The 24552-nt window shown below is 54.6% G+C and carries 21 protein-coding genes; 7 read left to right on the top strand and 14 right to left on the bottom strand.

The genetic code is table 11. The features are described from left to right. Window positions 1-5 precede the first annotated feature (5 nt). From P6287_RS17375 to msrP, 14 genes are all read right to left on the bottom strand, one after another. Window positions 6-1106: an amino acid ABC transporter permease gene (locus P6287_RS17375; protein ID WP_061720212.1), complete on the bottom strand. Its 1101-nt coding sequence runs from the start codon at window positions 1104-1106 to the stop codon at window positions 6-8. A 15-nt stretch (window positions 1107-1121) separates the two neighbouring features. Next, complete coding sequence (locus P6287_RS17370) at window positions 1122-2300, bottom strand: amino acid ABC transporter permease (RefSeq protein WP_101762827.1); 1179 nt, start codon at window positions 2298-2300, stop codon at window positions 1122-1124. A 66-nt stretch (window positions 2301-2366) separates the two neighbouring features. After that, window positions 2367-3392, bottom strand: coding sequence for an amino acid ABC transporter substrate-binding protein (locus P6287_RS17365; RefSeq protein WP_101762828.1), 1026 nt, complete (start codon window positions 3390-3392; stop codon window positions 2367-2369). A 542-nt stretch (window positions 3393-3934) separates the two neighbouring features. Beyond that, complete coding sequence (gene fis, locus P6287_RS17360; RefSeq protein ID WP_007891954.1) at window positions 3935-4231, bottom strand: DNA-binding transcriptional regulator Fis; 297 nt, start codon at window positions 4229-4231, stop codon at window positions 3935-3937. 24 nt (window positions 4232-4255) lie between these two features. After that, window positions 4256-5221: a tRNA dihydrouridine synthase DusB gene (gene dusB / locus P6287_RS17355; protein WP_101762829.1), complete on the bottom strand. Its 966-nt coding sequence runs from the start codon at window positions 5219-5221 to the stop codon at window positions 4256-4258. Window positions 5222-5585: 364 nt separating this feature from the next. After that, on the bottom strand, window positions 5586-6275 hold the full coding sequence (locus P6287_RS17350) for a carbonic anhydrase family protein (protein WP_277974162.1): 690 nt from the start codon (window positions 6273-6275) through the stop codon (window positions 5586-5588). A 241-nt stretch (window positions 6276-6516) separates the two neighbouring features. Further along, entirely contained in the window at window positions 6517-7398 is an 882-nt protein-coding gene (gene prmA / locus P6287_RS17345) for a 50S ribosomal protein L11 methyltransferase (RefSeq protein ID WP_110867451.1), read from the bottom strand. 11 nt (window positions 7399-7409) lie between these two features. Next, window positions 7410-8855 (bottom strand): sodium/pantothenate symporter, encoded by a 1446-nt coding sequence (panF, locus tag P6287_RS17340; RefSeq protein WP_101762832.1) that lies wholly within the window; start codon window positions 8853-8855, stop codon window positions 7410-7412. Next, entirely contained in the window at window positions 8845-9087 is a 243-nt protein-coding gene (locus P6287_RS17335) for a YhdT family protein (RefSeq protein ID WP_222185320.1), read from the bottom strand. The genes panF and P6287_RS17335 overlap by 11 nt, the downstream gene beginning before the upstream one ends. Window positions 9088-9159: 72 nt before the next feature. Further along, on the bottom strand, window positions 9160-10509 hold the full coding sequence (accC, locus tag P6287_RS17330) for an acetyl-CoA carboxylase biotin carboxylase subunit (RefSeq protein WP_008101999.1): 1350 nt from the start codon (window positions 10507-10509) through the stop codon (window positions 9160-9162). Window positions 10510-10520: 11 nt separating this feature from the next. After that, window positions 10521-10991, bottom strand: a complete 471-nt coding sequence (accB, locus tag P6287_RS17325) for an acetyl-CoA carboxylase biotin carboxyl carrier protein (RefSeq protein WP_101762834.1) — start codon at window positions 10989-10991, stop codon at window positions 10521-10523. 21 nt (window positions 10992-11012) lie between these two features. Then, entirely contained in the window at window positions 11013-11465 is a 453-nt protein-coding gene (gene aroQ / locus P6287_RS17320; RefSeq protein ID WP_101762835.1) for a type II 3-dehydroquinate dehydratase, read from the bottom strand. A 232-nt stretch (window positions 11466-11697) separates the two neighbouring features. After that, complete coding sequence (gene msrQ, locus P6287_RS17315) at window positions 11698-12300, bottom strand: protein-methionine-sulfoxide reductase heme-binding subunit MsrQ (RefSeq protein ID WP_222234934.1); 603 nt, start codon at window positions 12298-12300, stop codon at window positions 11698-11700. Then, window positions 12301-13305 carry a protein-methionine-sulfoxide reductase catalytic subunit MsrP gene (gene msrP, locus P6287_RS17310; RefSeq protein WP_101762837.1) on the bottom strand — a complete coding sequence of 335 codons (1005 nt, stop codon included), beginning with the start codon at window positions 13303-13305 and terminating at the stop codon, window positions 12301-12303. 324 nt (window positions 13306-13629) lie between these two features. On the opposite strand from msrP, the gene csrD reads away from it, so the two are divergent. The 7 genes from csrD to yhdP all read left to right on the top strand — a co-directional run bounded on the left by csrD (window position 13630) and on the right by yhdP (window position 24533). Beyond that, window positions 13630-15576 (top strand): RNase E specificity factor CsrD, encoded by a 1947-nt coding sequence (gene csrD, locus P6287_RS17305; RefSeq protein WP_277974161.1) that lies wholly within the window; start codon window positions 13630-13632, stop codon window positions 15574-15576. Between the two features lie 310 nt (window positions 15577-15886). Continuing rightward, window positions 15887-16930, top strand: a complete 1044-nt coding sequence (gene mreB, locus P6287_RS17300; RefSeq protein ID WP_007891976.1) for a rod shape-determining protein MreB — start codon at window positions 15887-15889, stop codon at window positions 16928-16930. Window positions 16931-17087: 157 nt separating this feature from the next. Then, window positions 17088-18122 (top strand): rod shape-determining protein MreC, encoded by a 1035-nt coding sequence (gene mreC, locus P6287_RS17295; RefSeq protein ID WP_008101989.1) that lies wholly within the window; start codon window positions 17088-17090, stop codon window positions 18120-18122. After that, a complete protein-coding gene (gene mreD / locus P6287_RS17290) occupies window positions 18119-18607 on the top strand; it encodes a rod shape-determining protein MreD (RefSeq protein ID WP_101762839.1) in 489 nt (162 codons plus the stop codon). Before mreC ends, mreD begins: the two co-directional genes overlap by 4 nt. An 8-nt stretch (window positions 18608-18615) precedes the next feature. After that, window positions 18616-19209, top strand: coding sequence for a Maf family protein (locus P6287_RS17285; RefSeq protein WP_101762840.1), 594 nt, complete (start codon window positions 18616-18618; stop codon window positions 19207-19209). Beyond that, on the top strand, window positions 19199-20668 hold the full coding sequence (rng, locus tag P6287_RS17280) for a ribonuclease G (RefSeq protein WP_101762841.1): 1470 nt from the start codon (window positions 19199-19201) through the stop codon (window positions 20666-20668). Before P6287_RS17285 ends, rng begins: the two co-directional genes overlap by 11 nt. A gap of 46 nt (window positions 20669-20714) precedes the next feature. Beyond that, on the top strand, window positions 20715-24533 hold the full coding sequence (gene yhdP / locus P6287_RS17275) for an AsmA2 domain-containing protein YhdP (protein ID WP_277974160.1): 3819 nt from the start codon (window positions 20715-20717) through the stop codon (window positions 24531-24533). The last annotated feature ends 19 nt before the right edge of the window (window positions 24534-24552 follow it).

The raw sequence follows: 24552 nt of genomic DNA, 5'->3' as shown, positions 1-24552 counted from the left end.
AAGCCTCAGTGCGATGCACGCCCGGTGTGAAAACGCTTCTCCAGATACTGGCTATAGCGCGACATGCTAAAACAGAAAATCCAGTAAACCATGGCAGCAAATACATAGCCTTCCGTCGACATACCCAACCAGGTTGGGTCAACGGTGGCTTGCTGCACGCTACTGAAGAGATCGAATAAGCCGATGATGATCACCAGGCTGGTATCTTTAAACAGCGCAATGATGGTATTCACCAGGCCGGGAATGGTCATCTTGAGCGCCTGCGGTAAAATCACCAGCATCTGGGTTTTCCAGTAGCCCAGCGACAGAGATTCAGCGGCTTCATATTGGCCTTTTGGTAGCGCCTGCAAACCGCCGCGCACCACTTCCGCGACATACGCAGACTGGAACAAAATCACGCCAACCAACGCACGCACCAGTTTGTCGATGGTAGTACCTTCCGCCATAAACAGCGGCAGCATCACCGACGACATAAACAGCACGGTGATCAGCGGTACACCACGCCAGAACTCAATGAAGATGATCGAAAGTGTACGCACCACCGGCATTTCAGAGCGGCGTCCCAGCGCCAGTAAAATCCCCAACGGCAGCGCGCCGGCAATCCCCACTGAAGCGATGATCAGCGTTAATGTCAGGCCGCCCCACTGGCGAGTCTCTACGCGCTCTAAACCGAAATAACCACCGTACATCAGGAACCAAACCACAATCGGATAGACCACCGCCCAACAAGCGATGTAGCGACCGCGACGCGGCATTGATTTGATGAACATCGGAATAATCGAGAGCAAGCCGATGACCAGCGACAGGTTGATGCGCCAGCGCAGTTCATGCGGATAGAGTCCATACATAAACTGGCCAAAGCGTGCATGGATAAACACCCAACATGCGCCTTCTTTGGTACAGTCTGCGCGCGTCTCACCAATCCAGTTAGCCTGAAATACCAGCCAGTTCAGTGCCGGAGGAATCACGTTCCAGATAAGCCAGATGCTGAACAACGTCAGCAATGTATTCAGCCAGCTGGAGAACAGATTTTTGCGTGCCCAGAGCCAAGCCTTGCTAAGTGGATTGGTCGGAATCGGCGGTGTTTCATGTGTAGTAACAGACATAATGATCCCGTTCTCTTAACGCTCAACCAGCGCAATTTTGCGATTGTAGAGGTTCATCAGCAGTGAAATGATCAGGCTGATAATCAGGTAAACCGCCATGGTAATCGCGATGGTTTCTATCGCCTGACCGGTTTGGTTCAGCACGGTACCGGCAAACAGCGAAACCATATCTGGATAGCCGATAGCGGCCGCCAGCGATGAGTTTTTCACGATGTTGAGGTACTGGCTGGTGAGTGGCGGGATAATCACACGCATTGCCTGCGGAATGATCACCTGTCGCATGGTCACTGGATTAGGTAAACCGAGCGAACGTGCGGCTTCGCTTTGACCATGTGGCACCGACTGAATACCGGAACGAATCACTTCGGCGATGAACGACGAGGTATAAACCGACAGCGCGAGAGTCAACGCGGCGAGCTCAGGGATCATCACGAAACCGCCGCGGAAGTTAAATCCACGCAGTTCCGGCACATCCCAATGCATGGCAACGCCAAACAAGGTATGAGCAATCAGCGGCAGCAGAATCAGCAACCCAACCGCAGCCGGCCAGGTGCGACGCAGTTGGCCGGTTTTTAACTGATGCTTACGGTTGTAGCGGAACAGCGCCACGCAACCCAACACCGCTAACGCCAGCGCAATCAGGAATGGCCAGGTGCCAGGTGCGTACTCGGGCCACGGAATATACAAACCGCGATTGCTGACGAATGCCAAATCAAAAGCGTTGAGTGCTTGACGCGGCCCGGGCAGGTTACGCAGTACCGCGAAGTACCAGAAAAAGATCTGCAGCAGCGGCGGGATATTACGGAAGGTCTCGATATAAATGGTTGAAAGCTTGCGCAGCAGCCAGTTCTCAGACAAGCGAGCCAGGCCCACGGCAAAGCCAAGGATCGAAGCGAAAACAATACAGAGCGCGGAAACCAGCAGGGTATTGGTCAACCCCACCATAAACACGCGCGCATAGGTGTCGCCTTCGGTGTAATCGATCAGGTGCTGGACGATGCCGAAGCCGGCACTGCGATCCAGAAACCCGAATCCGGAAGTGATGCCACGATTGGCCAGGTTGATTACGGTGTTGTGGATTAAATATCCCACCACAGCAAGCACGGCAACAATCGCGACGATTTGGTAAAGCCAGGCGCGAACCGTAGGATTACCGAACGAAAAATCCCTTTTTACGGTTGGGCGTTGCGACATGTTAAAACCTCAGTGAAGATTACGCGTGGGCACCGCAGGATGCGGTGCCCGACTGGCAGAATGGAATTAACGAACTGGCGGAGCGTACTGGATGCCGCCCGCATTCCACAGCGCATTCTGGCCGCGCTTAATTTTCAGTGCGCTGTCTTTACCGACGTTACGGTCGAACACTTCCTGATAGTTACCCACTTGTTTGATGATGTTGTAAGCCCACTTGTTATCGAGCTTCAGGTCTTTACCGAAGTCACCTTCCGCGCCCAGCAGATGTGCCATATCCGGCGTAGTCGGTTTCGCTACCATGTCATCGACATTTTTGGAGCTGATACCCATCTCTTCCGCGTTCAGCATGGCATACAGCGACCACTTGACGATGGTGAACCAATCGTCATCACCGCGACGTACCACGGGCCCCAGCGGCTCTTTCGAGATCACTTCTGGCAGTACAATGAACTCGTCTGGCTTGCCAAGTTTGATACGCAGCGCATACAGCTGAGATTGGTCAGACGCGAGGGTGTCGCAACGGCCGCTGTCGAGCGCTTTAGCGGATTCGTCAGAGCGGTCGAAGGTCACGGGGGTGTACTGCATTTTATGGGTTTTGAAGTAGTCAGCCACGTTCAGCTCGGTATCAGTACCGGCCTGAATACACACGGTGGCGCCATCCAACTCTTTAGCACTTTTCAGACCGGCTTTCTGGTGCGTCAGGAAGCCGATACCGTCGTAATAGTTCACGCCTGCAAACAGGAAGCCCATGCCGCCATCGCGTGATGAGGTCCATGTGGTGTTACGAGATAAGATGTCTACTTCGCCAGACTGCAGCGCGGTGAAGCGTTCTTTCGCGGTCAGCGGGGTGTATTTCACTTTAGTTGCGTCGCCAAATACTGCGGCAGCGGCTGCACGGCATACATCCACGTCAATACCGGTGAATTTGCCGTTAGAGTCAGCATAAGAGAACCCAGGCAGGCCGTCACTGATGCCGCACTGTATAAAACCTTTCTTCTTAATGGCATCCAGCGTGGTGCCAGCGTGCGCTTGTTGAGCAACGGCTAACAGCGAGGCTGCAGCGACCAGAGTGGAAAGCATCATCTTTTTCATAAAGCATCCTGTGTGGCGATATCGTGTGTTGTTATGTTTGCGCGCACTTTAATGTGCGCTGTTTTCTGTCTGTGGTGATTAGCCATCCACAACTCTGCAAACCTGATGCCAGGTTTGCAGAATCCTGAATTCTCTGGAAAGATCTTTTAATAAACTGAAGCACTCAGAAGATTCTGGCTAATATGGCGCACCAAAAGGCAGCATGACGAGACGACACGATCACAAATAGTGCAAAAAGTTTCACTATATGGAAGCAGTGTGAGCTAACGCTCAGGAGTGGATGTATGAGTTTGCACGCTTACGGCCGAAGCGGTTGAGGATCACAGAGAAAGCGGGCTGAAGGGTGATGAAAGGATAAGTGAGCGCGTAATAAAGTGAGGGGAAATGCGTTGCTAAGAGGGATAGGATATCACTGCTGCAATTGCAACTATCGTTACCATTATCGCGCCAATTGTTTCATGCGTTTTTAACCTCAGGAAATTACCGGCAGCAGAAACAAAAACGCCAGCCGCAAGGCTGGCGTTATCGCAGCAACGAACAGATTAGTTCATGCCGTATTTTTTCAGCTTCTTACGCAGGGTACCGCGGTTGATACCCATCATCAGAGCTGCACGGGTCTGGTTGCCACGGGTGTACTGCATCACCATGTCCAACAGAGGCTGCTCGACTTCTGCCAATACCAGCTCATACAGATCACTCACATCCTGACCGTTCAGTTGAGCAAAATAGTTCTTCAGTGACTGTTTAACCGAATCACGCAGTGGCTTTTGGGTCACCTGATCCTGAGAGTTAACGGTAGAAACGGTGAGTACGTCAGAATTTACGCGTTGTTCGAACATAGTTCTTTCAGCTCTTTATTTCGTTTACGCAAGATTTTCGAAGTATGCCTCCAACGCCTCCAGCTGTTCGCTGGCATCCTCTATGGCGTTGAATGTGCGCCGAAACTGGTCATCAGGAGCACTTTCCTGCAAATACCAGGAAACGTGTTTTCGGGCAATACGGTATCCTTTGCGCTGACCGTAAAAGTCGTGCAGCTCCCGTATATGTCCAATCAGCATTTGCTTCACTTCAGCCAGCGGCTTCGGTGCCAGCAGCTCCCCTGTGTCCAGATAATGCTGGATTTCCCGGAAGATCCACGGTCTTCCCTGAGCGGCACGGCCAACCATAAGAGCATCGGCTCCGGTATAGTCGAGCACCGCTCTGGCTTTATGCGGGTCAGTAATGTCGCCATTCGCAATAATCGGAATGGAAACGCTCTGCTTAACTGTCCGAATGCTGTCGTATTCAGCAAATCCCTCAAACAAACAGGCGCGCGTGCGGCCATGAATGGTGAGAGCCTGAATGCCACAGCGTTCAGCCAATTGGGCAATCTCTACACAATTACGATTTTCTTTGTCCCAGCCGGTACGAATTTTCAGCGTAACCGGTACATCCACTGCATTAACCACCGCGGTGAGAATCGACTCCACCAGTTGCGGATGTTGTAGCAGCGCTGAACCTGCCATCTTACGATTCACTTTTTTGGCCGGGCAGCCCATGTTGATATCGATAATCTGCGCGCCAGACGCCACATTAATGCGCGCGGCAGCAGCCATCTCATCAGGATCGCAACCGGCAATTTGCACGGCGCGGATACCAGGCTCGTCACTATGCACCATGCGCAAACGGGATTTGTCACTGGCCCAAACTTCCGGGTTCGACGACAGCATCTCGGAGACAGTCATTCCGGCGCCGTTCTCGTAACACAGGGTGCGAAATGGCTTATCGGATACTCCGGCCATAGGCGCAGCAATGAGTCGATTACGTAGCTGATGTTGTCCAATGCGCATGAAAAAAGAAGTGACCCTAACTGTTCGCAAGGCGGCGTATATTACGCATTTTTTAAAGAAGATGAAAGGCCAAACTTTGAACAATTCGCTCTCACAGAGCACGGAAATAGCGTTATCCAGTAAGGGATGAGTTATTAATCTTTATAATTCATGAGATTAAAAAAATATGCTGAAATTGTGTACAAAAATTTTTCTCAAAACATGACCGAAATCACAACATAAAAACCGCTTCTTCCAGTAATTAGCGAAAGAAATGACGCCATTATGATTATTAATTGAACTACTTAGTCACGTAGGGTTAGCGTCACTCCCCAAAAACCTACGTCGTGGAGGAGTGACAGATATAACCTCAGACATCAGGCTACTATTCAATAACCACGCGACCATTCAGCGGCTGTACTGGGCGACTGTTGCCATGCTCACCTAACCGTTTGGCGAACGTTTTAAGCTGTTCAGTTGATGCCGAAACAGTTTGCTTCATCACTAACCAGCGCACACCTTCAGTACAAGGTGGTGTCGTCAACGAACCGCTAAAGCGATAGTAGTTCTTTTGACCCGGAATCAAAGCGCTGAGATTGAGTGGCTGTTGCAGCGCCGCCTCTTTGTTAACTTCAGGTGGCAGCTCACGCAGGATCTCCGCCAGCGCAGGGTTTTCTGCCCCGGCTTCAAACATCACGCCAACCACCGCCAGATGTCCCTCTTCGCTGGCATGGACGAAATGCGCGGCCAGCGGAAAGCGTTTGCCATCAATCAGATTTTCGCTCGGCGTATGGAAGTGGAACTGACGCAGCGTATAAGCTTCGCCATCCAGCGCCAGCGCATCGCCATCTTTGACGTTGATCTGGATGGTGTGACCGTTATTGATGATGGATTTTTGTTTGGCTTGATAGCTCAACGTTAGCGGCGGCAATTGTCCATTCACCACCTTGCGGATATCGACAGGCGACTGGTTCACACCGCTTTTACAGGTGTAATAATCGGCGTGCAGATTGCCCCATTCATCCGGCGCTTCATAAGACCAGTTTGAGCTGTGTGCGTGCGCATACGATGCCATGCTTGTCAGCAGAGCGAATAAACAAAGTTTCTTTTTCATCATCCATTACTTTCAGCGATTTATCGAAGTGAAATGCCATCAAAGGCATTGCCAGCAGGGATAGCGCTATCGCCTGGAGCAGGATTGTAATGACTGAAATGTAAAGAAACGGCAAGGGTTGAGAAGGGCTGGCGCTTTGAGACGGGTCTCAGAAAAATAGTACGGCTTGCCAGTCAGTTAGCCCGACTGGCAAGCGGGCAGGTTAGCGGCGTACGCCGGTGATGCGGCACCACTCTTCTTTCTCTGCAACCGCGTCGAGCTCAAAACGCTCGGCGTAGGCTTCGCACACGCTTTCAGCCTGGCTCGCTAACACGCCGGACAATCCAAGATGACCGCCGGCTTTCGGCAGCACGCTAATCAGCGGTGCCAGCTCACGCAGCGGACCCGCGAGGATGTTGGCGACCACCACGTCAGCCTGCAAGTTTTCCGGCTGCTGGTGGGGCAGATAGAGCGCCAGACGCTCAGAGACGCCATTACGCTCGGCGTTATCACGGCTGGCCTGAATCGCCTGCGGATCGATATCAATGCCGATCGCCTGTGCCGCGCCCAATTTCAGTGCAGCGATAGCGAGAATGCCGGAGCCACAGCCAAAGTCGATCACTGTTTTGCCCTGCAGATCCAGGCCATCAAGCCAGGTCAAACACATCGATGTGGTTGGATGCGTGCCGGTACCAAAGGCGAGGCCCGGATCCAGCATCACATTGACGGCATTTGGATCCGGCACATCGCGCCAGCTTGGGCAGATCCACAGACGCTCACCGAAACGCATCGGGTGGAAGTTATCCATCCATTCGCGCTCCCAGTCTTTATCTTCGATCTGCTCGATCTTATGGCGAAACGCGGATCCCAGCAGCGGATGCTGGCTTAACTCGGCCACCACATCGCTCATCTCGGTTTCAGCGTCGAACAGGCCGATGACATCGGTATCGCCCCACAGCAGCGTTTCGCCCGGCAGCGGCTCGTACACTGGATTGTCGTGCGTGTCCTGGAAAGTGACCGACACCGCGCCAACCTCCATCAGCGCATCGCTCAGGGTTTCGGCGTTTTCGCCGGTGCTGTTAATTTTGATTTGAATCCAAGGCATAGCGTTTCTCTTTATTCCAGTGCCGCGGCATGCGTTGCAGGCGTGCGGCCAAACAGATTGCCCACCAGGAAGGCCAGCAGGCTTAAGGTCAATGACGGAACGATCGGGTGGAAGCCCCACCACTCAATATTCAGGCTGGCAAGCAGCGTATAGCATCCCGCGCCGACCAGCATGCCGCTGATCGCACCGGTGGAGTTGGCGCGCTCCCAGTACAAACCCAGCACCAGCGGCCATAGAAATACCGCTTCAAGGCCACCAAATGCCAGCAGATTCAGCCAGATAATCATATCGGGCGGATTCCACGCTGCCAGCAATAGCAGCACACCGAGCACAAAAGTGATGGTGCCTGACAGCATGCGCAGGCGCGCTTCATTTTCACTGTGCTGCGGGGCAATACGCAGGTAGAGATCTTTGATCAGCGTAGCGGAGGATTGCAGCAACTGCGCGTTGATGGTCGACATAATGGCCGCCATCGGCGCCGCAAGAAATACGCCCGCCGCCATGGGCGGTAATACGGTAATCATCAGCGTGGGAATCACGCGATCGGGGATGGTGAGATCGGGCAAAATCACGCGTCCCAGCGCACCGGCCAGATGCATACCAAGCATCAGGATCACCACTACAATGGTGCCGAGCACAATGCCACGATGCATGGCTTTGCTATCTTTATACGAAATACAGCGCACCGCGGTGTGGGGCAGGCCAATCACCCCGAAACACACCAGCACGGCAAACGAGCTGAGGAAGGTTGGGTTGATGACGTTGCCCACGCCTTCCGGTGAGGTCAGCTGCGGATCGATATCATGCAGTTTAGTCACTGCGGAGGCTAATCCGCCAGCGTGGTGAATCACTGCAAACAGCAGCAGGAAGGTGCCGATCAGCATTACCAAACCTTGCATCGCATCGTTCAGCACGCTGGCGCGGAAGCCACCGAAAGCGGTGTAGAGCGCGATGGTGCCGCCGAAGATCAGCAGGCCGGTGTCATAAGGAATGCCGGCCGCTGTTTCCAGCAGGCGCGCACCGCCAATGAACTGCACGGTCATTGCGCCGATAAACGCCACCAACAAACTGATGCTGGAGAGCCAAATAAGCAGCGTGCTGCCGTAGCGGCCGTACAACATGTCGTTGAGCGTTACGGCGTTGTAGCGACGCGCCAGAATGGCGAATTTCTTGCCTAACACGCCAAGCGAAAGCCAGACGGCAGGCACCTGAATCATCGCCAGCAGCACCCAGCCAAGGCCATATTTATAGGCTGCGCCGGGGCCGCCAATGAACGAGCTGGCGCTGATATATGTGGTGGTGATGGTCATGGCCAGCACAAAACCGCCCATCGAACGGCTGCCGAGGAAGTATTCGCTCAGGAAGTTGCCCTGACGCTGCTTGCGCATGGCAAACACCGACAGCGCGGCGATCAGCACCAGATAGGCCAACAGCGGAAGAATGATTTCAGAGTCCATCGTTATCCTCCAGCGACATGTCGCGGAACAGCACGCGCACCATCAGCCAGCACAACACAATAAACAGCAGCGGGGCGAACAGACACGAAAGCTCGAACCACCTTGGTAAGCCTAAGACGCCGATCTCATTGCCGCCCAGCCAGGCAGAAAGTCCCCAAACGGCAAGGTAGGCCAGCGTCAGATAAAGTGACCAGCGCGCCTCTTTGTTCGCTTGTAAAAAACGCCAATCCATTATGTAACCTCAAAGGCGACAAAAATGAAAAAGGCCGGAGTTAACCGGCCTCTGCTTTGCTCTGCACTGCAATTACTTCTCTTGCAGGCCGAGTTTTTTCTCCAGATAGTGGATGTTGGTGCCACCCTGCTGGAAGTTTTCGTCGGACATGATTTTCATCTGCAGCTCAATGTTGGTCTTGATGCCGTCGATGATCAGTTCCGCCAGCGCATTCTTCATGCGCGAGATTGCCACGTCACGGTTTTCACCGTAGGTAATCAGCTTACCAATCATGGAATCGTAGTACGGTGGCACACTGTAACCGGCATAGATATGCGATTCCCAACGTACACCAAAGCCGCCCGGCGCGTGGAAACGGGTGATCTTGCCTGGGCTTGGCAGGAAGGTGTTTGGATCTTCGGCGTTGATACGGCATTCAACCGCATGACCGCGAATCACCACGTCTTCCTGTTTGATCGACAGCGGCTGACCAGCAGCAATACGCAACTGCTCTTTGATCAGATCGACGCCGGTGATCATCTCAGTCACCGGATGCTCCACCTGAATACGGGTGTTCATCTCGATGAAGTAGAACTCACCGTTTTCGTACAGGAACTCGAAGGTACCTGCACCGCGATAGCCGATATCGATACAGGCTTTAGAGCAGCGCTCACCGATGTAGCGACGCAGTTCCGGCGTGATGCCTGGCGCTGGCGCTTCTTCGACGACTTTCTGGTGGCGACGCTGCATTGAGCAGTCACGTTCCGCCAGATAGATAGCGTTACCCTGGCCATCGGCCAGCACCTGAATCTCAATGTGGCGTGGATTCTCGAGATACTTCTCCATGTACACCATGTCGTTGTTGAAAGCCGCTTTGGCTTCCGCTTTCGTCATGTTGATGGATTGCTCAAGATCCTTGTCGCTGCGCACTACGCGCATACCGCGACCGCCGCCGCCGCCGGAGGCTTTGATGATCACCGGATAACCGATGCGCTTAGCGAAGGCACGGTTTTTTTCCATGTCGTCGGTCAGCGAGCCATCAGAACCTGGCACGGTGGGTACGCCTGCTTTCTTCATGGCGGTGATGGCAGACACTTTGTCGCCCATCAGGCGAATGGTGTCGGCTTTCGGGCCAATGAAGATAAAGCCTGAACGCTCAACCTGCTCGGCGAAATCGGCGTTCTCAGAGAGGAAGCCGTAACCCGGGTGGATCGCGACCGCGCCGGTAATTTCAGCGGCGGAGATCAGTGCCGGGATGTTCAGGTAGCTTTTGACTGAAGGTGGCGGGCCGATGCAGACGGTCTCGTCTGCCAGCAGCACGTGCTTCAGGTCACGGTCCGCGGTGGAGTGCACGGCAACAGTCTTAATGCCCAGCTCTTTGCAGGCACGCAGAATGCGCAGCGCGATCTCACCACGGTTAGCAATGACAATTTTATCCAGCATGCTTCGCCTCGTTATTCGATGATGACCAGCGGCTCGTCAAATTCAACCGGTTGGCCGCTTTCGACCAGAATCGCCTTCACAACGCCGGATTTGTCGGCTTCGATCTGGTTCATCATTTTCATCGCTTCAACGATGCACAGGGTATCGCCGGCATTCACTTTCTGGCCAACTTCAACGAAAGCTTTCGCGTCTGGGCTTGGCGTGCGATAGAAAGTGCCGACCATTGGTGAACGCACGATGTGGCCACTGATTTCTGGTTTAGCGGCTTCTGCTGCAACCGGTGCGGCAGGCGCCACCGCGGTAGACAACGCAGGCTGCTGCTGCATCATTGGCGCAGCATAAGCCTGCTGCATCATTGGGTAGCCGGCATTTGCAGGTGAACGGCTGATACGAACGGACTCTTCGCCCTCGGAGATTTCCAGCTCGGAGATGCCAGACTCTTCAACCAGTTCGATCAGTTTCTTAATTTTACGAATATCCATGAGTGTGGTTCCGTACTCTGTTTAATTGGAATGTGACAGGCGTTTTACTGCCGTTTGTAAAGCCCACGCGTATCCATCAGCGCCAAGTCCACAGATGACGCCGGCAGATACATCGGAAAGATAGGAGTGATGTCGGAACGGTTCGCGTGCATGCACGTTCGAGAGATGCACCTCAATAAAAGGAATGCTAACCGCCAACAGGGCATCACGCAGTGCAACGCTGGTATGCGTGAACGCAGCAGGATTGATGATGATGTAGTCCACGTTGCCGCGGGCTTCGTGAATACGGTCAATCAACTGAAACTCTGCGTTCGATTGCAAATGACTCAATTTCACATGGTGCTGATCGGCCTGTTGCGTCAGATCGCCGACGATTTGCGCCAGCGTAGTGTGACCATACTTATCAGGCTCGCGCGTTCCCAGTAGATTCAGGTTGGGACCGTTCAAAAGCAGTATGTGAAATTTGTGCGCCATCTTGCTGCTATCTCCTGCAATCAGTAAGGCATCGCGTAAAATACCGCGACATCTTGCGTTTGTCACCCTTGCGGATGAAAAACCAGACTTCGCTTGCAATAAAGCCGGGCATTATATCCGTTTCGTCGACATTCGCAGCAAAATACTGGTCTTATCTGCGAAGTTGATCGAATGCGGCCCGAAGGCCACACTTTTTAACAGATCTCGCGGGAGGAACACAACCGTGCGGGGATTATCTGGGGAGAAGTTTACGCAACTTATTGTAACGCCACGCTAACAGCGCAATGGCCAGCACGGCGTAGATCACCGGCTGCGGGGAGAGCACTTTCACTGACCAGATATAGTGAATCGGCACGAGGATCGCGACCAGATAGACGCCGTTATGCAGCGTTTGCCAGCGACGCCCCAGTTTGCGCTGCATGCGCTGGAATGAGGTGATGGCGAGGGCGCAGAGAATAATCCAGCTGATCATCCCCAGTAACAAATAAGGACGCGAAACCAGCTCGCTGCCGAGTAAACGCAGATGATCGTAGCCAAGTTCCAGCAGGTAGTAGCTGGTAAGGTGCAAACTGGCCCAGGCGAAACACCACACGCCGAGCAGGCGGCGAGTGCGAATCAGCAGCGGCTGTTTCAGGTAGCGTGTCAGCGGGCTGACCAGCAGCGTGGCGAGCAGCAACTTTAGCGCCATTCTGCCGGTAAAATGCTGGATATCTTTGGCCGGATCAGCGCTCAGCCAGCCCTGACTCGCTGCCATAAACAGATACACAAACGGCAGAAAAGCCGCCAGATGCAGCACGACTTTCAACGCAGTGATGTGACGTAAAGAGAGGCGCACTCAATAGTTCTCCCGTAAATCCAGGCCGCGATACAGTGACGCCACCTCTTTCGCGTAGCCGTTGAACAGCAGCGTAGGTTGGCGATCAACCTTCAGAATGCCGCCCGCGCCGATAAAGCGCTCGGTTGCCTGCGACCAGCGCGGATGATTCACATGCGGGTTCACATTGGCGTAAAAACCATACTCATTGGCGGCGATCTGGCTCCAGGTCGTTGGCGGGCGATCGTGCGTCAGCGTAATCTTCACAATCGATTTAATCCCTTTGAAGCCATATTTCCACGGCACCGTCAGGCGAATCGGTGCGCCATTCTGCGGCGGCAGCGCTTTGCCATACACGCCGGTACTCAGCAGCGTCAGCGGATGCATCGCTTCATCAAGACGCAAGCCTTCCACATAGGGATAATCCAGCCCGCCGCCGATAAAGCGATCTTTCTGACCCGGCATTTGGTCGGGTGCGTACAGCGTTTCAAACGCCACAAAGCGCGCATTGCTGGTGGGTTCAGCCAGTTTGAGCAGCTTGTTGAGTTCAAAACCGACCCACGGAATCACCATCGACCAGGCTTCGACACAGCGCATGCGGTAGATGCGCTGCTCCATGGCAAAACGCTTGAAGATGTCATCCATATCCAGCGTGATCGGTTTGGCAACTTCGCCTTCGATACGCAGCTTCCACGGATCGGTTTTCAGCGTGCCAGCGTTGGCAGCAGGATCGGCTTTATCAAGGCCAAATTCATAGAAGTTGTTATAACCTGACACCTTATCAAACGGCGTGAGCGGCAAATCGGCCTGCCATTCAGCCGGTTTAGTGAAATCTAAATCACGGCCAGCGGGCGCGGGCGGGCGATCATTGCCTTTAAACCAGCTCAGCACATCGGCTTGCGCGGTGCCGGGTAAACTGGCTGCTGCTGCGCCTAATCCCAACGCTTTCAGCACCTGACGGCGGCGCATATTAAAGACGCTTTCTGGCGTGACGTCGGCTTCTGTGAGCAAGTGCTTCAGGTTCATGACGTTCTCCTGTGAATAGTAAATTATGACCAGCATGCTCAACTTCAGTGTCAGGCGCGAACTTGCGGGGAAAAATGTGAAATTTCCTGGCGCATCGCCCTCTTTGAGAATAGGACGAAAAAGCCCATAGCAAAGTCAGGCCATCACGGTTTAACGCTATACTCGCGCCGTAGCGCTTATCATGCTGTGTTATGTGCGATTTTGATGCCAGTCTGGCGCTGAATCACACCTTGATTTGTGCTATTTTGCTCAGGTTTGCGCCAGGGGTAAGCGTGGCGCCGACGGATTAACACCGTTCATAACCGCAGTGATGCAGGCACAGGGATGCGATTAACAACTAAATTTTCTGCGTTTATTACCTTATTAAGTTTACTGGCGATGATATTGATGCTGGTGGGCTGCGCTTTTAGTTTTATCTGGCTATCGCAGCAGCGCGTAGAAACGCGGATGCAAACGCTGGCGACTGAAGTGGATAAAGCACTGGCTTCACAATCGCCGCAGGAAATCACGCAGTGGCTGACGCGCATGATGCCGGTGGTCAATGCCGAACAGGTGCAACTGCTGAACGGCGATACGTTAGTGTTCAGTTTAGCCCGCCATGAAAATCCGATGTTAGAAGATGAGCCTAATCGCTTTGTGCAGTTCGATTTGCCCCTGACGCATTCGCCGGGCCTCGAACTGCGCGTAGTGGCGCTGGATCCGGCCAAAACCCTGTTTCGCTCCTTTACCGGCACTTATACGCTGGTGGTCCTGTTTACGGTCGTCGCGATCATGTGCGTGCTGCTGGTCATGACCAATCGCTGGCTCAAGCGGCGCTGGCAGGATATGGAACAGTTAGAAGCGCGCGCCGATCGCATTCTGACCGGTGAACGTCATTCGCAGGGTGACCATGCGGCGGAATGGCCGCCGAAAGCCAGTCGCGCCATCGATGCGCTGCTGGGCGATCTGCAGGAAGCGGGCGAGCAGCGTTTACGCATCGATACCTTAATTCGCACCTTTGCGGCGCAAGATCCGCGTACCGGCCTGAACAATCGTTTGTTCTTTGATAACCAATTGGCGACGTTGCTGGAAGATCAGGAAGATGTCGGCACGCACGGCGTGGTGATGATGGTGCGTCTGCCGGACCTCGATATGCTGCACGAAACCCTCGGCCCAACGCTGGTGGAAGAGTATCTGTTTGATTTGATTAATATGCTGTCGACCTTTGTGCTGCGCTATCCGGGCGCGCTGCTGGCGCGATATTTCCGCAGTGATTTCGCCGTCTTGCTGCCGCATCGCACTTTAAAAGAAGCCAACAGCATTGCCGATCAACTGATTAATGCCGTCGATTCACTGCCGCCGATGCGCATGGTCGATCGTGATGATTTGATCCACATCGGCATCAGCGCGTGGCGCAGCGGTCAGAGCGTGTCGCAGGTGATGGAAAATGTGGAGATGGCTACGCGGCGTGCGGCATTGCAGGGCGGTAATAGCTGGTCGGTTGGCGAAGGCAATACGCTGGATATGGGGCGCGGCAGTGTGCGCTGGCGGACCTTGCTGGAGAACACGCTCAATCGTGGTGGTCCGCGACTGTACCAAAAGCCGGCGGTGTTGCTGGATGGAAAAGTCCATCATCGTGAATTACTGACGCGTGTGTTTGATGGCGACAAAGAAGTGGTGTCGGCTGAGTTTATGCCGCTGGTATTGCAGCTGGGTATGACTGACAGCTGGGATCGTCAACTGGTGACGCGCATCGCGGCGCTTTCGGAAGTGTGGCCGGACGAAACTCTGGCACTTCCCGTGAATATTGATTCGCTGTTGCAGCGGCCTTTTCAGCGCTGGCTGCAAAAACTGCTGCTACAGTGCAGCAAATCGCAAAGAAAACGTTTTTTATTTGAACTTGCTGAGGCCGACGTTTGTCAACACATCAGCCGTTTAGTGCCGGTTTTTCACATGTTAACCGCATTTGGCTGTCGCATTGCGGTGGATCAGGCTGGTTTGACGGTGGTGAGCAGCGCTTATATCAAACAATTCCCGATAGAAGTGATTAAACTTGCGCCGGGTTTGGTACGCAATATTGAACGACGCACCGAGAACCAGCTGTTTGTGCAGAGCTTGCTGGAAGTGTGTAAGTCATCGCCAACTCAAGTTTTCGCCGCGGGTGTGCGAACACGCGCGGAGTGGCAAACGCTGTCGGGATTAGGTGTTTCGGGCGGGCAGGGCGATTTCTTTGCGCCTTCGTTGCCGGTCAACAGTAATGTAAAGAAACACTCGCAACGTTATCGAATTTAGACCTTCAGCGCGCGAAGTGCAGGCTGATGGCTTTTTTTATCGCTTATTAGTGCCGGAGCGCGCGATGCTGGCGGCTGGAAATGTTAGATTTTATGTCGAAATTCGCCGGCTAGCGCCGGGGCAATTTAGGTTAAAACGGCGTGTTAACGCCATTTAACTGCGGCAAAAGACCCTACGATCAGGCCAAAAAAGTATTCAGCGTATTTTTTCACCGAAGCCGAACGTTTTTGCGCCTTGTAGCGGCTTCGCGTGGTTGGTAAAGTAGGCGGATTTTATTTTCCGCCCCCAGCTTGCAGGATTATCCCTTAGTATGTTTAAAAAATTTCGTGGCATGTTTTCCAATGACTTGTCCATTGACTTGGGTACCGCGAATACCCTGATTTACGTGAAAGGACAAGGCATCGTGTTAAACGAGCCTTCTGTGGTTGCCATTCGTCAGGATCGTGCCGGCTCCCCAAAGAGCGTAGCGGCTGTCGGTCATGACGCTAAGCAGATGCTGGGCCGTACGCCGGGCAACATCGCTGCTATCCGTCCTATGAAAGATGGCGTGATCGCCGACTTCTTCGTTACCGAAAAAATGCTGCAGCACTTCATTAAGCAAGTGCATAGCAATAGCTTTATGCGTCCAAGCCCGCGTGTGCTGGTCTGCGTACCGGTGGGTGCGACCCAGGTTGAGCGTCGCGCCATCCGTGAATCTGCACAGGGTGCAGGCGCACGCGAAGTGTTCCTGATTGAAGAGCCAATGGCGGCGGCGATTGGTGCAGGTCTGCCGGTTTCTGAAGCAACCGGTTCTATGGTGGTGGATATCGGTGGTGGTACCACTGAAGTAGCAGTGATCTCGCTGAACGGCGTGGTTTACTCCTCTTCTGTGCGTATTGGTGGTGACCGCTTCGATGAAGCTATCATTAATTATGTTCGCCGCAACTACGGTTCACTGATTGGTGAAGCGACTGCAGAGCGTATCAAGCATGGTATCGGTTCTGCTTATCCGGGCGATGAAGTACACGAAATTGAAGTTCGCGGCCGTAACCTGGCAGAAGGTGTGCCACGTGGCTTTACCCTGAACTCGAACGAGATTCTTGAAGCGCTGCAGGAACCGCTGACCGGTATCGTGAGCGCGGTGATGGTTGCGCTGGAACAGTGCCCGCCAGAGCTGGCTTCTGACATCTCCGAGCGCGGTATGGTGCTGACCGGTGGTGGCGCATTGCTGCGTAACCTCGATCGCCTGCTGATGGAAGAGACCGGTATTCCGGTGGTCGTGGCAGAAGATCCGCTGACCTGCGTAGCACGCGGCGGTGGTAAAGCGTTGGAAATGATCGACATGCATGGCGGCGATTTGTTCAGCGAGGAGTAATTCCTCAACGGCTGAGGCCCTGGTCAAATTGCGCAGGGAATAGCGCCTATGCTGACGCTGCTGCTGCAACGCACGACGGCGAGATGCGTCCAGCCCTGGAGGCGTTGGTGATTTAGGCTAACGCTTCTTCCCTGATGTCGAGGAACACGCAGAATTTATGAAGCCGATTTTTAGCAGGGGACCTTCCCTGCAGTTGCGCCTCTTTCTGGCAGTCATTGTGGCTATCGCGATTATTATCGCCGATAGCCGCGTGAGCTCCTTTTCCCAGATCCGCAACTACCTGGACACATCGGTCAGTCCATTTTATTTTTTGGCCAACGGGCCAAGACAACTTCTTGATGGCGTTTCCGAAACCCTGGCGTCACGTCAGCAATTGGAACTGGAAAATAAAGCACTGCGCCGTGAGCTCTTCCTGAAAAACAGTGACTTGCTGATGCTGGGGCAATATAAGCAGGAAAACGCGCGTCTGCGCGAACTGCTTGGCTCGCCGCTGCGCCAGGATGAGCACAAGATGGTAACGCAGGTGATCTCCACCGGCACCGATCCTTATACCGATCAGGTGGTTATCGACAAAGGCAGCGTAAACGGCGTTTACGAAGGCCAGCCGGTGATCAGTGATAAAGGTGTAGTCGGTCAGGTGGTCGCGGTCGGTCAGGTGACCAGTCGCGTACTGCTGATTTGCGACGCGTCGCATGCGTTGCCGATTCAGGTGCTGCGTAATGATATTCGTGTTATAGCCGCCGGTAATGGCTGCAGCGAAGATCTGCAGCTGGAGCATCTACCGGGCAACACCGATATTCGCGTGGGCGATGTGTTAGTCACGTCTGGCCTGGGCGGCCGCTTCCCGGAAGGTTATCCGGTTGGCGTGGTCTCTTCGGTGAAAGTCGATACGCAGCGTGCTTACACGGTGATTCAGGCGCGTCCAGCCGCTGGCTTGCAGCGATTGCGCTATCTGCTGCTGCTGTGGGGCGCGGATCGCAACGGCGTCGCACCGATGGCACCGGACGAAGTGCATCGCGTGGCCAACGAACGTTTAATGCAGATGATGCCGCAGGTGCTGCCGCCAGCAGGCGAAATGGGCCCACCGGCACCGGATACTTTGCAGTCGTCGCAGCAAATGGGGCCACCGCAACCCGCTAACAGCAGTCGTTCGCAAGGGAATTCTGCGAACACACGCGGAGGCCAGCCTTGAGTCGATATCGCAGCCAGGGCCGATGGGTTATCTGGCTGTCCTTTCTGATTGCCCTCATCCTGCAAATCATGCCGTGGCCGGAACAGATCTATATGTTCCGGCCATCATGGCTATTGCTGATCCTCATTTATTGGGTGCTGGCGCTGCCGCATCGGGTGAATGTTGGCACCGGTTTTTGTCTTGGTGCCATTATGGATCTGGTGGCGGGTTCAACGCTGGGCGTGCGCGCATTAGCCTTTAGCATCATCGCGTATCTGGTGGCCTTTAAATTTCAGTTATTCCGAAACTTAGCGTTGTGGCAGCAGGCATTAATGGTTATGGTGCTGTCCCTTGCGGTGGATGTGATTGTTTTCTGGGCAGAATTCCTGGTGATCAACGTCTCTTTCCGCCCGGAAATCTTCTGGAGTAGCGTGGTCGACGGCGTCCTGTGGCCCTGGCTATTCTTATTGATGAGAAAGATTCGCCGTCAATTCGCTGTTCAGTAAGGAATACTATGATAAGCCTGTACCTCGCATCCGGTTCACCGCGTCGACGTGAGCTGTTAACGCAGCTTGGTCTGCAATTTGAACGCCTGATTACCCACGTAGAAGAGCAGCGTCAGCCTGAAGAAGCGGCTGACGCTTACGTGCGTCGTCTGGCGTCGGATAAGGCGCGCGCGGGCGTCGCGGTGGCACCGCAGGATCTGCCGGTGCTGGGTGCTGATACCATCGTGGTGCTGAACGGTGAAGTACTGGAAAAACCGCAGGATGCCGCGCACGCCGCCGCGATGCTGAGCAAGCTGTCGGGACAAACTCATCAGGTGATGACCGCGGTGGCGCTGGCCGATACGCAGCGTGAGCTGGATTGTCTGGTGACCACGGACGTGACCTTCCGCACGATGACGGCGGAGGAAATTTCGCACTATATTGCCAGTGGCGAGCCGATGGATAAAGCCGGCGCGTACGGAATTCAGGGCCTTGGCGGCAATTTTGTCCGCAAGATTAATGGAAGTTATCACGCCGTGGTGGGATTGCCGCTGGTTGAGACCGGTGAGCTGCTGAGTCATTTTCAGTCACTGCGGGCGTTAAGGGGACAAGATGACGGCTGAACTGCTGGTAAATGTGACACCTTCAGAAACCCGTGTTGCCTACATTGATGGCGGCATTCTGCAGGAAATCCACATTGAACGTGAAGCACGACGTGGCATTGTGGGCAACATCTATAAAGGACGCGTCAGTCGCGTCTTACCTGGCATGCAGGCAGCCTTTGTCGATATCGGCATGGAAAAAGCCGCCTTTCTGCACGCTTCCGACATCATGCCGCACACCGAATGCGTGGCGGGTGATGAGAAGAAAAATTTTGTGGTGCGCGACATTGGCGAACTGGTGCGTCCCGGCCAGGATCTGATGGTGCAGGTGGTGAAAGATCCGCTGGGCACCAAAGGTGCGCGCCTCACCACCGACATTACTTTGCCCTCGCGCTATCTGGTGTTTATGCCCGGCGCGTCACACGTTGGCGTCTCGCAGCGTATTGAGAGCGAAGCCGAGCGCGAACGACTGAAAACGGTGGTTGCTGCGCACTGTGACGATCTCGGCGGCTTTATTATTCGTACCGCTGCGGAAGGCATTGGTTCAGAAGAGTTGTCGCAGGATGCCGCTTTCCTGAAACGTTTGTGGACCAAAGTCAGCGAGCGTAAAAAGCGTAATCAGACGCGCTGCCTGCTGTACGGTGAGCTGGCGTTAGCGCAGCGCGTACTGCGAGATTTCGCCGGTGCCGCGCTGGATCGCATTCGCGTGGACTCACGTTTGACCTGCGATTTGCTGGTGGAATTCACCAGCGAATATATTCCGGAAATGGCTAGCAAGCTGGAGCTTTACAGCGGCAAACAGCCGATTTTTGATCTGTTTGACGTTGAGAACGAAATCCAGCGTTCGCTGGAGCGTAAGGTCGAGCTAAAATCCGGCGGCTATCTGATTATCGATCAAACCGAAGCCATGACCACGGTGGATATTAACACCGGCGCGTTTGTCGGACACCGCAATCTCGACGAGACCATCTTCAACACCAACATTGAAGCGACGCAAGCGATCGCGCGTCAGCTGCGACTGCGCAACCTCGGCGGCATCATTATTATCGATTTCATCGACATGAGTAACGACGAGCATCGCCGCCGCGTACTGCATTCGCTGGAGAGCGCGCTGAGCAAAGATCGGGTGAAAACCGGCATCAATGGTTTCTCGGCGCTCGGTTTGGTGGAGATGACGCGTAAACGCACGCGTGAAAGTATTGAACATGTGCTGTGCGCCGATTGCCCGGTGTGTAAAGGGCGCGGCACCTTGAAAACGGTGGAAACCGTCTGCTATGAGATCATGCGTGAAATTGTGCGCGTGCATCACGCCTACGATTCCGACCGTTTCCTGGTGTACGTTTCCCCGGCGGTGGGCGACGCGCTGAAGGGCGAAGAGTCACACGCGCTGGCGGAAGTGGAGATTTTCGTCGGTAAACAGGTCAAAGTTCATGTTGAACCGCTCTATACCCAAGAGCAGTTTGATGTCGTCATGATGTGATATTGAGGTTGAGTTCCGCAAGCCAACGGACAGCAAGGAGAGGTGTGTGAGGCGGTTGCCGAGGATTTTGTTACTGCTGCTCGCCGCAATCATCGTAATTGTGGCGCTGCTGGTCAGCGGGTTGCGCCTCGTGATGCCGCACCTCAACAGTTATCGCAGCGATATTCTGCAGACGATCTCACGCGTCAGCGGCGTCACGGTGACGGCCAGCGAACTGCAGGGCAAATGGGAGAATTTTGGCCCGACGCTGCAGATGCGCAATCTCAACGTCGCGATGCAGGAAGATGGGCAACTGACCATCGGCCGCGTCAATCTGGCGCTCAATGTGTGGCAATCGCTGCTGCACTGGCGCTGGCAATTCCGCGATCTCACCTTCTGGCAGCTGCATCTCGAAACCAATCATCCGCTGTTCACCAGTGACGAACAGAAGAACAGCTTCAAACCGGCGCAAATCAACGATCTGTTTTTGCGTCAGTTCGATCACTTCGATCTGCGCGACAGCAGCATCCGTTTTCTGACGCCGTCCGGCCAGCATGCTGAACTGGCGATTCCGCGCCTTACCTGGCTGAACGAAAATACCCGTCACCGCGCCGAGGGCGAAGTGAGCCTCTCCAGTTTTACCGGCCAGCATGGCGTGGTGCAGGTGCGACTTGATCTCAACGACAGCAACGGTTTACTCAGCGATGGCCGCATCTGGATGCAGGCCGATGATGTGGATGTGCGACCGTGGATTGGTCCGTGGCTGCGTGATAACACCAGCCTTGAGAGCGCGCGCTTCAGTCTGGCCGCGTGGGCAAATTTGCGTGATGGCGATCTCTACGCTGGTGATTTGCTGTTGAGCAAAGGTGGCGCGCGCTGGCGCGGCGAGCAGGGCGATCATCAATTAGAGGTTGATGGCTTAACCGCGCACTTGTCGCGCTACCAGAATGGCTGGAGCCTTTCGGTACCGCAAACCCGCTTGAGAACGGATGGCATCGCATGGGCGCCAGGACATTTTTCCCTGCTGTGGAAGCCAGAAGATAAGCAGATGCTCGGCGCCAACAATGCGCCGGAGATGCGCGTGCGTGCCACGCAGCTGGATTTAGAACGTCTGGCGCCCGTCGTTCCGCTGTTTGCACCGCTTTCCCCAACCTTGCTGGATAACTGGCGTGCGCTACAGCCGCACGGCCACATTGATGCGCTGGCGCTGGATATCCCGCTGCAGCAGCCTGAGCAAACGCGTTTGCAGGTGAAATGGCGCGATCTCGCCTGGCAACAGTGGGAATTACTGCCGGGTATCAGCAATCTCAGCGGGAGCGCCAGCGGCAGCTTAAACAACGGCTTGCTGGATGTGGCGATGGGCCAGGCGGAAGTACCGTACGGCGATATGTTCCAGGCTCCGCTGCAGATTAAACAGATCACTGGCCAGCTCAACTGGCTGCGCGATGCTAACGGCTTAACGCTGGATGGACATCAGCTGGATGTGCAGGCCCGTTCGCTGTGGGCACGAGGCGATTTCCGCTACCAGCAGAATTTGGGTAGCGCGCCGCGCCTCGATATTCTCGCCGGAATTCGCGTTACCGATGCTGGCGATGCGTGGCGTTATTTCCCGCAGCAGCTGATGGGCCACGATCTTACTCACTATCTCAGTGAGGCGATTAAAGGCGGGCAGGTGGATAACGCCACGCTGCTGTTTGCTGGCGATCCCTCGCTGTTCCCGTTCAAACACAATGACGGCATGTTTGAAGTTTGGGTTCCGCTGCGCAATGCCACCTTCCAGTTCCAGCCCGGCTGGCCAGCGCTGGAAAACCTCGACATCAATCTCGACTTCCTCAACAACGGTTTGTGGATGAAAGCCGATAAAACCAGGCTCGGCGAAGTTGATGCGCGCAACGTCAGCGCGGTGATCCCGGATTACCTGAAAGAGAAGTTGATCATCGATGGCGATATCAGCGGCGAAGGCAAAAAAATCGCTGACTATTTCGAGCAAACACCGCTGAAACCGACGCTCGGCGCGGCGCTGCAGGAGCTACAGATTGGCGGCAATGTGCGCGGCACGTTGAATCTTGATATTCCACTGGATGGCGAGCAGGTGCACGCCAGCGGCAATGTGGTGCTGAACAACAACAGCCTGCATATCAAGCCGTTAAATACCACGCTGAACAATCTCACCGGCCGCTTCCGTTACAACAACGGCAATCTGGAGAGTGAAGAGCTGCAGGCCAACTGGTTCGGGCAGCCAACCGGCGTGAGTTTCAGCACGAAAGAGAATCCCAATGATTTTGGCGTGAACGTCAAACTGCTGGGCGATTGGCAGCCAGGTAAACTCAAGGTGCTGCCGGATGCCATCACGCGTCAGTTAAACGGTTCTTTACCGTGGCAGGGCAATGTGGATATCACGCTGCCGCATAAAGGCGGCGCAACCTACAAAGTGGCACTGCAAGGCGAGGGCAAAGCAGTAAGCAGTCACTTACCAGCACCGCTGGATAAAGCGGCTGGTGAAGCGATGCCGATTACCATCAACGCGGATGGCGATCTGAAAGGCTTTACCTTGAGCGGCAGCGTGCGCGAGCGCCATCGTTTCAATAGCCGCTGGATTCTGGAGCCGCAGCTGCGCGTTGATCGCGGGATCTGGCTGAATGATGCGAAAAGCACACCGAAGCTGCCCGAGAAGCGCGGCATGGAGCTGAATCTCCCGCCGCTGAATGGCGAAGCCTGGATGGGGATGATGGCTGGCGCGGGCAGTGCGCGTAACGCTCAGGGCGAGCCGGAAGTGGGCGGCGCGGCGCTGCCGGGCGACTTTATTCTGCGCACACCGGCGCTGACGCTTGGTGGTCAGCAATGGCACGACGTTAACGCTACCGTTACGCAGGGGCCAGCCGGCAATACCCACTTGCAGCTGGAGAGCCGTGAAGCACGTGGCAGTTTGCAGACGGCGCAGCGCTCTCCATGGCAGATCAACCTGAGCTATCTTTACTACAATCCTGAATGGGCTGAGAAAAGCGATGGAAAATCATCGCCGTTTGGCGGCAACAGCAGCAACATCAACTTCAGCAGCTGGCCAGCGTTGCAGCTCAACTGTGATGAGTGCTGGATTCGCGGACAGAAGTTTGGCCATATGCAGGCGAAGCTACAGCCGCAAGGCGATACGTTAGCACTTACTAACGCCTCGATTGATTCTGGCAGCTCAAAATTGAACGTGACGGGTGAATGGGTGAATAAACCCGGCGATCAGCGCACTTCGCTGAAGGGCAGCCTGAGCGGCGACAACATCAATGACGCGGCTAACTGGTTTGGCATGAATACGCCGCTGCGCGATGCACCATTTAAACTCGATTACGATCTGCACTGGCGTTCTGCGCCGTGGCAGCCATCGGAAGAGACGCTAAGCGGTACGCTGAAAACCCACTTTGGTAAAGGCCAAATCGCCGATGTGAACACCGGCCGCGCCGGGCAGTTGCTGCGTCTGTTTAGCTTTGATGCCTTGCTACGCAAGATGCGCTTCGATTTCAGCGACACCTTTAGTGACGGTTTCTATTTCGATTCGATCAACGGCACCGCGTGGATTGAAAACGGTGTGATGCGTACCGATAACCTGCTGGTGGATGGCCTGGAAGCGGATATCGCCATGAAGGGCAACATCGATTTGGTGAAGCGTCAGATCGACATGGAAGCGGTGGTCGCCCCGGAAATCTCCGCGTCGGTCGGCGTTGCCACTGCATTCGTCATCAATCCGGTGGTCGGTGCTGCGGTCTTCGCTGCCAGCAAAGTGCTGGGACCGCTGTGGAATAAGATTTCACTGTTGCGCTACCACATTAGCGGACCGCTGGATAAGCCGGAAATCAATGAAGTACTGCGCAAACCGCGTGAAGACGAGAAGAAGTGAATTTGACGCCGTCGGGTAA

Source organism: Pantoea sp. X85, from assembly GCF_029623675.1.
GTDB lineage: Bacteria > Pseudomonadota > Gammaproteobacteria > Enterobacterales > Enterobacteriaceae > Pantoea > Pantoea leporis.
The sequence above is the reverse complement of the archived record's forward strand: the minus strand, read 5'-3'. Positions and strand labels throughout refer to the sequence as shown.

Bases quoted from the DNA above. Each gene is read 5' to 3' on its own strand.
- P6287_RS17375 (WP_061720212.1), bottom strand. From the start codon at position 1,106: ATGTCTGTTACTACACATGAAACACCGCCGATTCCGACCAATCCACTT.
- P6287_RS17370 (WP_101762827.1), bottom strand. From the start codon at position 2,300: ATGTCGCAACGCCCAACCGTAAAAAGGGATTTTTCGTTCGGTAATCCT.
- P6287_RS17365 (WP_101762828.1), bottom strand. From the start codon at position 3,392: ATGAAAAAGATGATGCTTTCCACTCTGGTCGCTGCAGCCTCGCTGTTA.
- fis (WP_007891954.1), bottom strand. From the start codon at position 4,231: ATGTTCGAACAACGCGTAAATTCTGACGTACTCACCGTTTCTACCGTT.
- dusB (WP_101762829.1), bottom strand. From the start codon at position 5,221: ATGCGCATTGGACAACATCAGCTACGTAATCGACTCATTGCTGCGCCT.
- P6287_RS17350 (WP_277974162.1), bottom strand. From the start codon at position 6,275: ATGGCATCGTATGCGCACGCACACAGCTCAAACTGGTCTTATGAAGCG.
- prmA (WP_110867451.1), bottom strand. From the start codon at position 7,398: ATGCCTTGGATTCAAATCAAAATTAACAGCACCGGCGAAAACGCCGAA.
- panF (WP_101762832.1), bottom strand. From the start codon at position 8,855: ATGGACTCTGAAATCATTCTTCCGCTGTTGGCCTATCTGGTGCTGATC.
- P6287_RS17335 (WP_222185320.1), bottom strand. From the start codon at position 9,087: ATGGATTGGCGTTTTTTACAAGCGAACAAAGAGGCGCGCTGGTCACTT.
- accC (WP_008101999.1), bottom strand. From the start codon at position 10,509: ATGCTGGATAAAATTGTCATTGCTAACCGTGGTGAGATCGCGCTGCGC.
- accB (WP_101762834.1), bottom strand. From the start codon at position 10,991: ATGGATATTCGTAAAATTAAGAAACTGATCGAACTGGTTGAAGAGTCT.
- aroQ (WP_101762835.1), bottom strand. From the start codon at position 11,465: ATGGCGCACAAATTTCACATACTGCTTTTGAACGGTCCCAACCTGAAT.
- msrP (WP_101762837.1), bottom strand. From the start codon at position 13,305: ATGAACCTGAAGCACTTGCTCACAGAAGCCGACGTCACGCCAGAAAGC.
- csrD (WP_277974161.1), top strand. From the start codon at position 13,630: ATGCGATTAACAACTAAATTTTCTGCGTTTATTACCTTATTAAGTTTA.
- mreB (WP_007891976.1), top strand. From the start codon at position 15,887: ATGTTTAAAAAATTTCGTGGCATGTTTTCCAATGACTTGTCCATTGAC.
- mreC (WP_008101989.1), top strand. From the start codon at position 17,088: ATGAAGCCGATTTTTAGCAGGGGACCTTCCCTGCAGTTGCGCCTCTTT.
- P6287_RS17285 (WP_101762840.1), top strand. From the start codon at position 18,616: ATGATAAGCCTGTACCTCGCATCCGGTTCACCGCGTCGACGTGAGCTG.
- rng (WP_101762841.1), top strand. From the start codon at position 19,199: ATGACGGCTGAACTGCTGGTAAATGTGACACCTTCAGAAACCCGTGTT.